At 61.2% G+C, this 11467-nt stretch carries 14 protein-coding genes and 1 pseudogene; 10 read left to right on the forward strand and 5 right to left on the reverse strand.

What is annotated here, in order from left to right; all coding sequences use genetic code 11:
* Positions 1–285: transposase (locus L630_RS0119580; protein ID WP_024849888.1), on the reverse strand; the 285-nt coding region annotated here is incomplete at its 3' end.
* Between L630_RS0119580 and L630_RS0119585 the strand changes: the two genes are divergently transcribed.
* Positions 284–880: a phytanoyl-CoA dioxygenase family protein gene (locus L630_RS0119585; protein ID WP_024849889.1), complete on the forward strand. Its 597-nt coding sequence runs from the start codon at positions 284–286 to the stop codon at positions 878–880. The genes L630_RS0119580 and L630_RS0119585 overlap by 2 nt on opposite strands.
* Positions 881–1136: 256 nt before the next feature.
* On the opposite strand, the gene L630_RS23255 is transcribed toward L630_RS0119585, so the two are convergent.
* Positions 1137–1409: a PepSY domain-containing protein gene (locus tag L630_RS23255; RefSeq protein WP_024849890.1), complete on the reverse strand. Its 273-nt coding sequence runs from the start codon at positions 1407–1409 to the stop codon at positions 1137–1139.
* A 131-nt stretch (positions 1410–1540) separates the two neighbouring features.
* Between L630_RS23255 and L630_RS0119595 the strand changes: the two genes are divergently transcribed.
* The 8 genes from L630_RS0119595 to L630_RS0119630 all read left to right on the forward strand — a co-directional run bounded on the left by L630_RS0119595 (position 1541) and on the right by L630_RS0119630 (position 9488).
* Positions 1541–1837 carry a PepSY domain-containing protein gene (locus L630_RS0119595; RefSeq protein WP_024849891.1) on the forward strand — a complete coding sequence of 99 codons (297 nt, stop codon included), beginning with the start codon at positions 1541–1543 and terminating at the stop codon, positions 1835–1837.
* On the forward strand, positions 1837–2520 hold the full coding sequence (locus tag L630_RS0119600; protein WP_024849892.1) for a response regulator transcription factor: 684 nt from the start codon (positions 1837–1839) through the stop codon (positions 2518–2520). The genes L630_RS0119595 and L630_RS0119600 overlap by 1 nt, the downstream gene beginning before the upstream one ends.
* Entirely contained in the window at positions 2517–3881 is a 1365-nt protein-coding gene (locus L630_RS0119605) for a HAMP domain-containing sensor histidine kinase (RefSeq protein ID WP_024849893.1), read from the forward strand. Before L630_RS0119600 ends, L630_RS0119605 begins: the two co-directional genes overlap by 4 nt.
* A gap of 67 nt (positions 3882–3948) precedes the next feature.
* Positions 3949–5103: an ABC transporter ATP-binding protein gene (locus L630_RS0119610; protein WP_024849894.1), complete on the forward strand. Its 1155-nt coding sequence runs from the start codon at positions 3949–3951 to the stop codon at positions 5101–5103.
* Complete coding sequence (locus L630_RS0119615; RefSeq protein WP_024849895.1) at positions 5094–6065, forward strand: ABC transporter substrate-binding protein; 972 nt, start codon at positions 5094–5096, stop codon at positions 6063–6065. Before L630_RS0119610 ends, L630_RS0119615 begins: the two co-directional genes overlap by 10 nt.
* 94 nt (positions 6066–6159) lie before the next feature.
* Complete coding sequence (locus tag L630_RS0119620) at positions 6160–7812, forward strand: iron ABC transporter permease (protein ID WP_245263814.1); 1653 nt, start codon at positions 6160–6162, stop codon at positions 7810–7812.
* Entirely contained in the window at positions 7800–8879 is a 1080-nt protein-coding gene (locus L630_RS0119625) for an MBL fold metallo-hydrolase (protein WP_024849897.1), read from the forward strand. The genes L630_RS0119620 and L630_RS0119625 overlap by 13 nt, the downstream gene beginning before the upstream one ends.
* A gap of 21 nt (positions 8880–8900) precedes the next feature.
* A complete protein-coding gene (locus tag L630_RS0119630; RefSeq protein ID WP_024849898.1) occupies positions 8901–9488 on the forward strand; it encodes a hypothetical protein in 588 nt (195 codons plus the stop codon).
* Positions 9489–9547: 59 nt separating this feature from the next.
* Here the strand turns inward: L630_RS0119630 and L630_RS23015 are convergent.
* Positions 9548–9694 (reverse strand): annotated as a pseudogene (locus L630_RS23015) (sugar phosphate isomerase/epimerase); the annotation flags it as partial.
* A 31-nt stretch (positions 9695–9725) separates the two neighbouring features.
* Entirely contained in the window at positions 9726–10406 is a 681-nt protein-coding gene (locus L630_RS0119640; RefSeq protein WP_024849899.1) for an HAD-IA family hydrolase, read from the reverse strand.
* Between the two features lie 326 nt (positions 10407–10732).
* Here L630_RS0119640 and L630_RS23495 point away from each other — a divergent pair, with 326 nt between their 5' ends.
* Entirely contained in the window at positions 10733–11077 is a 345-nt protein-coding gene (locus tag L630_RS23495; RefSeq protein ID WP_245263816.1) for a hypothetical protein, read from the forward strand.
* 57 nt (positions 11078–11134) lie between these two features.
* On the opposite strand, the gene L630_RS0119650 is transcribed toward L630_RS23495, so the two are convergent.
* Positions 11135–11467, reverse strand: a 333-nt coding sequence (locus tag L630_RS0119650; protein ID WP_024849901.1) for an integrase core domain-containing protein, incomplete at its 5' end; no start/stop codon positions are given.

Raw genomic sequence — 11467 nt, forward strand, 5'->3', positions numbered from 1 at the left:
CGACGCCTTGCGCAGGATCTCATTGGCCTGACGAAGCTCGCGAACCTCCCGTTCAAGCTCCTTGATCCGCGACAGCTCCGCGCTCGTCGGCCCAGGGCGCATGCCTGCATCGCGCTCAGCACGGCGCACCCAACCGCGAAGCGTCTCGCCGGTGCAGCCGATCTTCGAGGCGATCGAATTGATCGCTTCCCATTCCGAAGCATACTCGCCTCGATGTTCCAGAACCATTCGAACCGCGCGCTCGCGCACTTCAGGTGAATAGGTATTGCCGTTCCGTTTCGTCATGATGGCTCCTTACTCTCAAGAGGGGGAGCCTCCGGCAATCCCGGCGCGGTTCAATGCCCTGGTCGGCAAGGGCCGCTGGTTGAAGCCCAACGGCTTGGGCACCTTCCCGGTGCGCTTCCCGTCCCCTGACGAGCCCGGGGATGTGGGATGGCACGTTGATGCCAACTTTGGTACCGATAACCCCGACTTCATGCAGTGGCGGGTCAACGTCAAGAGCAGGGGCCGCGCCCTGCTTATGCTGTTCCTTTTCTCCGATGTCGGGGAACTGGATGCTCCGACGAAAGTCAGGAAAGGTTCGCACCGCGCAATTGCGAGGCAGTTGCTCCCGGCCGGAGAGGACGGCCTCACGCTTGGCGAACTGGCCGCTGATGGCTTCGCTTCGACCGCGGGTTGCGAAGAAGTGCTGGCCACTGGGGAGGCTGGGACGGTTTATCTCTGCCACCCCTTCCTCGTCCACTCAGCACAACCGCACCGCGGCACCAGGCCTCGTTTCATGGCCCAACCCGCACTCCTGCCGAAAGGTGAGTTTGATCCGGCTCTACCACCGTCTCCGGTGCAGATAGCGATCCGTCGGGCCATTGGTATGGAACTCTAGGTTTCTAGGGACTCGGTTATGCACCGCGCCGAGTCCCACTGCCTGAGATATGTCCGCTCGTTACTCGCCGGATGCCGACCATCGCCTTCCCACACCACCGGCAGGTGCAGGCCCTCCAATCGGAATACCGCTGGCCGGCAACCTCGAAATGTCAGGATGCGATGCATTGGCTGCCATTCCCGGTGCGTTACTCGTGCTTGCGAGGCAGGGTGTTGACAGTGCGGCCAGCTTGGGCCGCACTGGTTGCTCGCACCCCTCAGTCGTCCTCACGCTCGCGCTCGATGATTTCGCCGGTGATGCGGTTGATCTTGGCTTCGTACTTGACCCCGTTCGTGTCGCGCATCTCGACTTCGTAGCGGCCATCGTCGCGGTCGACTTCGAGGACGGTATAACCTTGCGCTTCGAGCTGGGATGACAGGGCGCTGACGCTCATCCAGTCGTTGGAGGATCCGGCAACGGACGGTGCCTGGGCGCTGGCGGCGGACGTGAGCAGGAGTGCGGCGGAGACGGTGATCAGTGCAGTTTTCATCGTAAAACCCTTCGTTTCGGGGCAGCCAAACCGTTCAGCTGCTTGCCTGAGGTTTTGGCAGATCGTCGCTGACAGCATCCTGACGGGTTTTGTCAGCTTGCTGTCAGGTTCAATTCGATAGAGAAAGAGGGATGTTTCGATGGCTGTGCCCCGTTGTGATGCTTGCCCTCGCCGCGCCCGCACTCGCGGACGACGACGATCATGATCGCGCGCGCGCAGCGGTCGAGCGGGGGGCGATCCTGACATTGAACCGTATTCTTGAAGTCGCAGCGCGTGATACGCCGGGCCGCGTCATCGATGTCTCACTCGATGAAGATGACGGCCGCTATGTCTATGAGGTCGAAATCATTGGCCGCGGCGGGCAGATCGTCGAAATGAAGATTGATGCCGCGAGCGGGCGCATCCTCGAGCGCGAGATCGATGACTGATGCGTATTCTTGTAGTTGAGGACGATGCACGCATCCTTGCAGACATTGCTGCGGCTCTCTCGGGGGCCGGGTTCATTGTTGATACCGCATCGAATGGCGAAGACGCCTGGTTTCTGGGTGATACGGAAGATTTTGCCCTGATCCTGCTCGACCTCGGACTTCCCGGCATGGATGGCTTGTCGGTCTTGAAGAAGTGGCGTGCGGGTGGGCTTGAAACGCCGGTCCTCATCCTGTCTGCGCGGGGCACGTGGCAAGAGCGCGTTGAAGGCATCGACGCAGGCGCTGACGACTATCTGCCCAAACCATTTCGCATGGAAGAAGTCATCGCTCGCGCAAGGGCGCTGGTGCGCCGGGCAGCCGGACGTGCAACCTCAGTTCAGGAAATCGGCGCCGTGTCGATCGATACGGTGCGCATGTCGGTGACCCTACGCGGTGCGCCGATCAACCTGACGGGGCTGGAATACCGCGCTTTGGCATATCTTGCCACGCACAAGGATCGCGCCGTGTCACCGGTTGAGTTGCGCGAACATCTCTACGGTGTCGACAATGACCGGGAGGCCAACGCGCTGGAGGCAATCATCGCGCGTTTGCGGCGCAAGCTCGGCGCGCAATTCATCGTGACGCGTCGCGGCTTTGGCTATAGCTTGGCCGGGGACGATGACGCTTCGGGTGTGACCAAGTGAGACGTCTGTCGCTTCGTCTGCGCCTGGCACTCCTTGGGGCCATCGCCACGATCGTCGCTCTCGGCCTTGCCGCCTGGGCTCTGACGGGGCTCTTTGCCTTGCACGTCGAGCGGCGCGCTGTTGCCGAGATGGAACTGCAGCTGGAGCAGGTTCTGGCTGGGCTGACATTGCAGCCAGACAATCAGCTTGGCATCAGCAGTCCGCCGACCGATCCTCGTTTCCACCGTCCCTATGGCGGGCTGTATTGGCAGCTTGCCGCGGCGGACAATGTGCTGCGCTCGCGTTCACTCTGGGACGGTTCATTGGATATCCCCGTATCTTCTGTCCCGCAGGCCGAGGCGCAGATACATCGGATAAAGGGACCGGACGGGGCGGAGTTGCTGGCTGTGTCGAGGTCCGTCACCCTGCCGCCCTCCCTGAACGGGGGGATGGTAACGGCGTCGGTTGCGATGGATTCGGGCGAGTTTGTTGCGGCTCGCAACGCGTTTGCTAAAGACCTCGCTCCCTATCTCGCCTTGCTCACCATCACGCTTCTCGGCGCCCAGCTGGCGCAGCTGATCTTTGGCCTTCGCCCGTTGCGCGCCATTGGCCAACGCATCGCCGCCTTGCGGGCAGGCGAAACGGATCGCATGGGCGATGAATGGCCGAACGAGGTGCAGCCGCTCGCAAGTGAAATCGATGAGCTCTTGAAGATGCGCGAAGCCGATATCGAGCGCGCACGGTTCCGCGCGGCTGATCTCGCGCATGGATTAAAGACCCCGCTTCAGGCGCTATTGGGCGAGGCTGGTCGACTGCGCGAACGCGACGAGACGGCGTCCGCGAACTCGATCGAAGAAATAGCCAGCGCGATGCAAGCGCATGTCGAACGCGAGTTGGTGCGTTCGCGCGTGTCGATACAAGCCAAGAACAAGTCGGCCAATGTGAAAAAGGTGGTGGACCAGATCGTTTCGGTCCTGCATCGCACGCCGCGTGGTGCCGAGCTGGAGTGGGTCATTGACGTGCCAACTGGCTTGCAGGCAGTAATCGATCCCGCAGACATGGCTGAGGCGTTGGGCGCATTGGCCGAGAACGCGTTGCATCATGCGCGGGGCGAGGTGAGGATCGACGCTGTCGAGCACGACCGCCAAATCCGCCTCAGCGTGGCGGATGACGGCCCCGGCGTTCCCGATCATCAGCTCAAGACCATCGTCGAGCGCGGCAAGCGGCTTGATGAAACTGGTACCGGCACCGGCATAGGCCTTGCCATTGCGCACGACATAGCTGCTGCCGTGGGGGGCAGGATCGAGCTTGCCAATCGGCCGGCCGGCTTCGTTGCGGTTCTCGTTCTGCCGGTTTTGGGGACTGTCGCAAAACTTCAATAAAACCGTAAATCGGCTGTCATGATCGGCCGTCATTTCCTCACCCAGACAAACGATCCGGGTGAATTTTATGACGAGCGCAAGCCTGCTGAATGTCAGCAAAGCCTACGGCAAGACGCCTGTTCTTCGGGATGTCAGCCTGAATATCAAGGCGGGTGAGTTTCTTGCGGTGTTGGGGCCTTCGGGCTGCGGAAAGACGACGCTCCTGCGTCTGCTCGCCGGTTTTGAAACGCCTACCGAGGGGGAGGTCCAGCTAGGTGACCGCACGGTTGCGTCGCGCAGCGTGATGGTACCGCCGGAAAAACGCGGCCTTGGCATCGTCTTCCAGAACTATGCTCTCTGGCCGCATATGTCGGTTGCGCAGAACGTCGGCTATGCGCTCAAGGTGGCGGGGCTGCCGCGCGCTGAGCGCGACCAGCGGGTTCGTGAGGCTCTCGAAACCGTCGATCTGACACGTTTCGCCGACCGTCGCCCGGCTGATCTGTCGGGTGGTCAGCGCCAGCGCGTTGCACTCGCGCGCTGTCTCGCCGCGCGAAACAATCTTGTTCTTCTCGACGAGCCTCTAGCCAATCTCGATGTACGTCTGCGCGCAACGATGGAGGAAGAGTTCCGGCGCTTCCACCGCGAAAGCGGCGCAACGCTTGTCTACATCACCCATGACCAGTCGGAAGCGATGGCGCTCGCCGATCGCGTGGCGGTGATGGACAAGGGGCGCATCCTTCAATGCGCGTCCCCGCGTCAGCTCTATCGCGAGCCGGCCAATGCAACGGTTGCGACCTTCATCGGCGATGGGCTCCTGTTCCCGGTCGAAAACGTCCGCCCCGAATATGCCGGGCGCGTGCGCGCCACGCTGCTGGGGGTCGAGGTCACCATGCGAGCCACGCCACCGCAAGGGCCTGTGCCATTTGCAATTGCCACCTGCCATCCAGGCAATCTGCGCCTGTGTGCTGACCACGAACAGAATGGTCTCGATGTCGTGATCACCAGTCGTGTCTACCGCGGCGGCCACTGGTCGCTCGAGATGCGCCCTTACGCCGATCAGTCGCTGACCTACACGATCGATCTCCCTGACCGTGGCGGATCGCTTCCCGAACCCGGCGACGACGCCCGCGTCGCATTCGATGACCTTTGGCTACTGCCGGAAGGTCAGGGCGCGCCGTTCGGATCAACCAAAACCAATCAATCCTCCACCACAGACCAAAAGAAAGTGCTCCAATGCGTCTGATCACCTCCACCGTCTTCGCGCTTCTGCTTGGTTCGTCCGCGCTTCACGCGGAAACCACGTTGATGCTTTACACGTCTCAGTCGCCGGAAATCGCACAACAGACCGTCGACGCTTTCCAGGCCAAGCACCCGGACATCAAGGTCGAGTGGACCCGCAACGGCACCTCGCAGCTGATGAACATCATGAGTGCGGAGCGCGAAGCTGGCGGCATCAAGGCAGACGTCCTGCTGATCGCTGACCCGATCAATCTGGGCATGCTTAAGCGCGACGGCACGCTTCTGGCATGGCCGGAAGCGCCGGTCGAGGGTATCGACCCCCAAGTCTACGACAAGGACTTCACCTTCTTCGGCACCAAGCTGTCGGCTAACGGCATCGTCTACAACACGCAGAACGCAAAGCCGGTTTCGAGCTATGCCGAGCTTCTTGTTGACGAAAATGCCGGTCAGATCGCGGCTCCGAGCCCGCTCTATTCGGGCGCTGCACTCGTTCACATGCACTCGGTGCTTCAGGACGAAAAGCTGGGCTGGGCCTATTACGAGCGTCTGGCCGAGCTCGACATCGCGCCTGAAGGCGGCAACGGGCCAGTGCTGAAGTCGGTCGCCGGCGGCCAGATGAAGTACGCGATCAACATCGACGCCGACGTTCTTCGCGCCAAGCGTGCCGGTTCGCCGGTCGAGTTCGTCTACCCGGAAGAGGGCGCAAGCTACTTCGCCGAGCCGGTTGCGATCGTGAAGGGCACCGAGAAGGTTGAAGCCGCAAAGGCGTTCGTTGCCTTCATTCTGTCGAAGGAAGGTCAGGAGCTGGCTGCCTCGCAGGGCTACATCCCGGTTCTCGAAGGCGTTGCCGCTCCAGTGGGAATGCCGTCGCTGTCTGAAATCAAGCTGATGCCTCTCGACGCAGACGCAGCCGTTGCTGCAGACGAAGCCGAGCGCGCGAAGTTCATCGATATCTTTGGCGGTTAATCCCTTGCCATCACTTGCTCATATGCCTGCACAGCGCCGCCGAGAGGTGGCGCTGTCAATCTTCTCCCGGTTCACCGGACAGAATGCTGTCCTCGTGCTTCTCACGCTTCTGGTCGGCACAATTGCCGTCGCGCCGCTTGTCCGCCTCGCCATTTCGGCGCTGTTTGATGGCGATGGCTTTGCGGTCGAGCGCCTGACCAAGCTGTTTTCGCGACCGCAGACCAGCGCCGCACTCGTCAACACGCTGATCATCGCGACCTTGTCGACCATCGCTTCGCTGGTCATCGGTGTCGTGTTTGCGGTCGTGATGGTCTTCACCGACCTGAAGCACAAGTCGGCTCTCGTATTCGCCTTCGTCCTGCCGCTCATGATCCCGCCGCAGGTAACTGCCATGGCGTGGATTCAGGCCTTCTCCCCGTCGAGCCCGGTGCTTGGCATGCTGGGAATGGCGATGGAGCCCGGCAGCAGGCATCCGCTCTATTCCATGACGGGCGTGGTTCTCCTGCTTGGCGTCTACAATGCGCCGCTGGTCTACCTGTCCCTCCAGGCAAGCCTTCGCCGTTTGCCGCTTAACCTCGCTGAGGCTGCACGTGCGGCTGGTGCGAGCCCTGCACGCACTGTCTTCACCGTCCTCTTGCCTCTGGCGCGTGGCGGCATTCTCGCTGCGGCGAGCCTCTCCTTCGTCTCTGCCATCGGCAATTTCGGTATTCAGGCCATGCTGGGCATTCCGGGTCGCGTCCCGACGCTGATGACTCAGATCTATCAGCAGGTGAACAATATCGGCCCGTCTGCCCTGCCAAACATGGCAATGCTGTCGATCGTGCTCGTCGCTCTGACCGTCACCGCCGTTCTGATGGCCAACTGGGCTGCAAGTCGCGCCGATACCCGGATTGATCTTGGCACCAATCGGCTGACGGTCGCGCTCGGCGTCTACACATGGCCGGTCATGATCCTCCTGTGGGGCTACATGATCGTCTCGCTGCTCCTGCCGCTATCGGCTCTCCTGCAAACGTCGCTGGTTCCGGCCTTTGGCCTGTCGCTTTCGGCGGAAACCTTCACGCTCAAGAATTACACGGCAGCGTTGTTCAATCAGCCGATCCTGCGTGACGCGCTGAAGACATCGCTGTGGCTGACGTCTGTCAGTGTCGTGATCCTGACCGTGATCGCCGTCCTGCTTGGCTACTTCCTGACCTGGCGCAAGGGCCCACTAGTGCGCGTTCTGCAATTCTGCACGGATGCTGCCTATGCACTGCCGGGCGTGTCGCTGGGTGTAGCGTTGATCCTGATCTTCCTGCGCCCGCTGCCAATCTTCGACGTCTCCCTCTACGGCACCGCCTGGATCATCCTCGTCGCCTATGTCGCTGGCTTCTTCGCGCTCGCCCTGCGTCCGGTTCTCTCCGGCTACCAGCAGATTGATCGCAATCTTGAAGAAGCAGCGCAGGTCGCTGGTGCAAGCTGGGGCCGACGCATGGTCGAGATCATCTTCCCGCTTGTCGCGCCTGCGGCAACCGCAAGTGCCATCCTCGTATTCATGAGCGCAATCAACGAGATCCAGACTTCGATCATGCTGATCTCGTCGTCGGCACGCACGCTTGGCCCGATGATCATCTTCCTCGAAGACGGTGGTGCATCGACGCTCGCCGCGGCGGTGGGCTGCCTCATGGTTCTCGGCATCCTTGCGATCATGCTCATCACCAGCATTTTCTCGCGCTACCTGCCGGAAAGGGTCCTGCCATGGCAGTTCTGACCAGTGTCAGTGGTCTAAATGGCAAGCTGCCGGCCGCCTTCGTTCTCGAACTTCGCGGCAAGCGCATTCTGCTCGACCTCGGTGAAGGTCCGGAGCCAGGCGTGCGCCCCGATGCGACCAAGCTTGGCTGCATCGACGCGATCTTCCTGTCGCATGCACATGGTGATCATGTCGGTTCCATGGACCTTTGGGAGAGCCTGGGCTCTCCTCCGGTCTACGCCAGCGCCGCCACGTTCAGAGGGCTCGTGCCGCAAGGCATCAACCTGCCCGACGCAGCGTGCCATGTGCTGCCGCTCGTCGGCGCGGTCGAGATCCTCGGGATTCCGTTCACGGTCGGAAGGTCGGGTCACGCGATTGGCGGTCTTTGGCTGCATGCTCCAGACAATGGCGGCATTCTCTACATGGGCGACTGGAGCCGTGAGACCACGATCCTCGCCTTCGATACACCGCCGAAAGCTGCAACGGTCATCACCGACGTCAGCTATTGCGATCGCCCGCAGACCTTGGCCGAGCAGATTGATGATCTGGCAAGGGATGCACCAGCGGGTGCGGTCCTCCCTGTCCCCCAGATGGGGCGCGGGACTGAACTTGCGCTCCGTCTCACCGAAGCTGGCCGAAAGGTCGCCGTCTGCCCTGTGGTTGAGAGCGAAATCCGCATGCTGGCTAGCGAACGCGAAGGCCATGTCAGCGATGCAACGCGCGAAGCTCTGACGCAGCTGATGCCGCGCCTTGGCCGTTCCGTTGAAGCGGATGCCGAAAGCCTGATCGTCGTTGTGGAAGCAGATCATCGCGAAAGCATTCTGCCATCTCTGGTGCAGCAAGAAGGCCGTCACTTCATCCTCACCGGTCACGTCGCTGCAAACTCGCTTGGCGATAGCTTGCTGCAACAGAAGCGCGCCTCGCGCATGCCCTGGAACGTGCATCCACCGCGCGGCTGCAACCTTTGGCTCGCTGATGCCGTCGCCGCCGAGCGTGTCCTGCCGGCCTTCGGCGCGATCGCTGATGCGCCGCATCTGGCTGCCGGGCTTGGTGCTCGGCTCTCTCTTTCATCCCCTCTCGCGCTCTAAGCGCCCCTCCAAGGAAGTAATATGATCCACATGCAGGAAAGCGACCTCGAAGTCGCTGAAAACGAGAAGTCCGTTGCCGTTCCGGTGCACGAAGTCACCCACGCCGATGGCCGCAAGACCATGCTCTATGTTGGCAATCAGGCGGCGGCTTGTGATGCAGATACCCTACTGGCGCTCAACATCACCTCGACGCTGAACGTGTCGGTCAACATCATCGTGCCGGCAATGCAGCTTGCCGACGGCACCCATGTCCGCCGCGCCAATGTTGGCCTCATCGATGGCAACGGCAATCCGGCATCGTACCTTGCCGGTGCAGTGCTCACCTTGCATGGTCTTCTCAATCAGGCGAGCCCCGGCAAGCCACACTATCCTGCGCATCGTTATGGCAATGTGCTGGTGAATTGCCGCGGCGGGCGTTCGCGTTCGGTCACCGTGCTTGGCCTTTACATGCACCTGACGGCTCCGGATCAGTGGCCAACGCTGGCGTCTGCCATCGACCATATTCGCACCCTTCGCGGCAACGCAGCGCACTATCCGCTGCAGCCGATGATCGAGATGGCCGAGCGCCTCATCGACCACGGTGCGCTGGCAAAGCTCCTCGAAATCTAAAAGCTCCCAACAAAAAAGCCGGTTTTGCGACCGGGCTTTTTTAATGGGTTCGCTTCAGATCAGCGGGCGAGATTACGTTCTCGCAACCATTCGACGGACGTCAATATTCCTGCCTTGTCGCGCAGTTCGAGGATCAGACGCGGCTTTGAGGTCAGTTCGCCGAGCGCGCGAAACACAGCGTGCCAGCTGATATTGCCTTCACCGATGGGCATCGCCGCACCGAGCGGAGATCGGACGTTACGCGACCTCCCGCTTGTCGCTGGTCAGCGTGCGCAGCAGCGCATGGAACTCGCCCATGCCGTAGACGACATGATCGGCACCGGCCGCAAGAAGCGTCCTGTCGTGGTTTTCCCGGTCATCCGAATGCCCGATGAAGCCGACTGCCAGGCATCCGGCAGCCCGTGCGCAGGCAATGCCGGCGACATTATCGTCAATGAAGATCGCTTCGCCTGGTAAAACCCCAAGTGCCGCGCAAGCATGGAGCGCGATATCCGGCGCAGGCTTTGCCTCTGCCACATGCTCGGCCGAGTAGATGTACCCCGCGAAGAATGCCGCAACCGATGTGCGCGCGACTGACAGGTCCAGTCTCTTGATCGACGAGTTCGAGCAGATCGCCTTCTTCAGGGAAAAGTCGCGCAACACGTGTTCGATGCCCGGCATCAGCGGCACGTCCCGCTCAAACATCTCAAACAGGATCTCGTCCGCCCGCTTGAAAAGGGAATCTGCATCAAACCCCTCCGCGGCCATCCAGCTACGTGTGTCATTAGCCGAGTTTCCGGAGAAGGTATCGCGCGCCTCGTGTAGCGACATCGGCCGGCCAGCCTCGGTCACTGCCATCCCCAGCGACCCGCACCCCATGCCCTCGCTATCGAGCACGACGCCGTCACAGTCGAAAAGTATCGCCTTGAACCCGCTCACGAAATCTCACCGTCGCTGCCGGACCGAGCCGGCTGTCCCTCAAAAATTTGCATTACAGTCCCATCTTGCTCGGGCCAAAGGTGCCCATCGCACCGCGCCGTAACACACTTTGATGACGGCTGTTCTGACGATGTGTGAAGGAACTGTGAAAGTGGCTTGCAGATTCACCCGCCAAATGTGGTGTGAGGAATTTCCGGCGTGTTGAGGTTGAACTCTTCCCAAGGAGGTCGCGGGCCAAGTTGTTCGCGATGACAGGGTCATCCGGTCCCGCCTGCTGAAAAATTTCTTGCGAGGTCGGAAGGCGGATTCCGCGGAATCTTTACAGGGTGGCAATCTCTGGTTGTTTGGCAGGGACAAGCGTCCAATTATGGCAGTATCTGCTCCTGCAGGCGTCGAGTATAGGACTCGGCGGCCAGAAAGAACATGTCTGTGAGCGGGTTGCGCTCCTCGGCAAGGGCGAAGACTATTTCCTCGGAACCGCTTCCAATGTTCGGCACTTGCAAACGCCGAACTGCATCGGCGCGGTGGGTGCCGAGGCGCCACATGAAGCCGACGCCGATGCCGAGACTGACGGCTTCATAGACCGCGTCACGAGTGTCAGCGATCAGGCGGGGCCTGGGAGCAAGACCAGCGCGGGCGAAGGCTCGATCGATAACTTTTTGCGTCGATGAGCCACGCGAGCGGAAGGTCAGCGTGGCCTGACCCCATAGGGTGGTCCGGTTTCAATCTTAGTTCATGNTCGGCCTTGGGGCTATTGCCCGGGCAGATGACGGTGCTGCTCCGCTTGCTGGCGCAGGCCAGATGATGGCCTCGGGTGCCGGTGGCTTGTATCCAAGCGACGAGTGTGGCCTCTNGGTGTTGTAGTANCGCCGCCAGGCTTCGATGATGATCTTGGCCTCGGCGAGGCTGTAGAAGATCTCACCGTCAAGCAGTTCGTCGCGGAGCTTCGAGTTGAAGCTCTCGCAGTAGCCGTTCTCCCAAGGGCTTCCAGGTTCGATGAACGCTGTCTTTGCGCCGACGGCTACGATCCACTCCCGTACAGCCTTGGCGATGAACTCCGG

The organism is Aminobacter sp. J41, assembly GCF_000526635.1.
In the GTDB taxonomy this organism is placed as follows: domain Bacteria; phylum Pseudomonadota; class Alphaproteobacteria; order Rhizobiales; family Rhizobiaceae; genus Aerobium.

What these genes read in the sequence shown, in the direction of transcription:
- L630_RS0119585 (WP_024849889.1), top strand. Translation starts at nt 284, where the DNA reads ATGATGGCTCCTTACTCTCAAGAGGGGGAGCCTCCGGCAATCCCGGCG.
- L630_RS23255 (WP_024849890.1), bottom strand. Translation starts at nt 1,409, where the DNA reads ATGAAAACTGCACTGATCACCGTCTCCGCCGCACTCCTGCTCACGTCC.
- L630_RS0119595 (WP_024849891.1), top strand. Translation starts at nt 1,541, where the DNA reads ATGTTTCGATGGCTGTGCCCCGTTGTGATGCTTGCCCTCGCCGCGCCC.
- L630_RS0119600 (WP_024849892.1), top strand. Translation starts at nt 1,837, where the DNA reads ATGCGTATTCTTGTAGTTGAGGACGATGCACGCATCCTTGCAGACATT.
- L630_RS0119610 (WP_024849894.1), top strand. Translation starts at nt 3,949, where the DNA reads ATGACGAGCGCAAGCCTGCTGAATGTCAGCAAAGCCTACGGCAAGACG.
- L630_RS0119615 (WP_024849895.1), top strand. Translation starts at nt 5,094, where the DNA reads ATGCGTCTGATCACCTCCACCGTCTTCGCGCTTCTGCTTGGTTCGTCC.
- L630_RS0119625 (WP_024849897.1), top strand. Translation starts at nt 7,800, where the DNA reads ATGGCAGTTCTGACCAGTGTCAGTGGTCTAAATGGCAAGCTGCCGGCC.
- L630_RS0119630 (WP_024849898.1), top strand. Translation starts at nt 8,901, where the DNA reads ATGATCCACATGCAGGAAAGCGACCTCGAAGTCGCTGAAAACGAGAAG.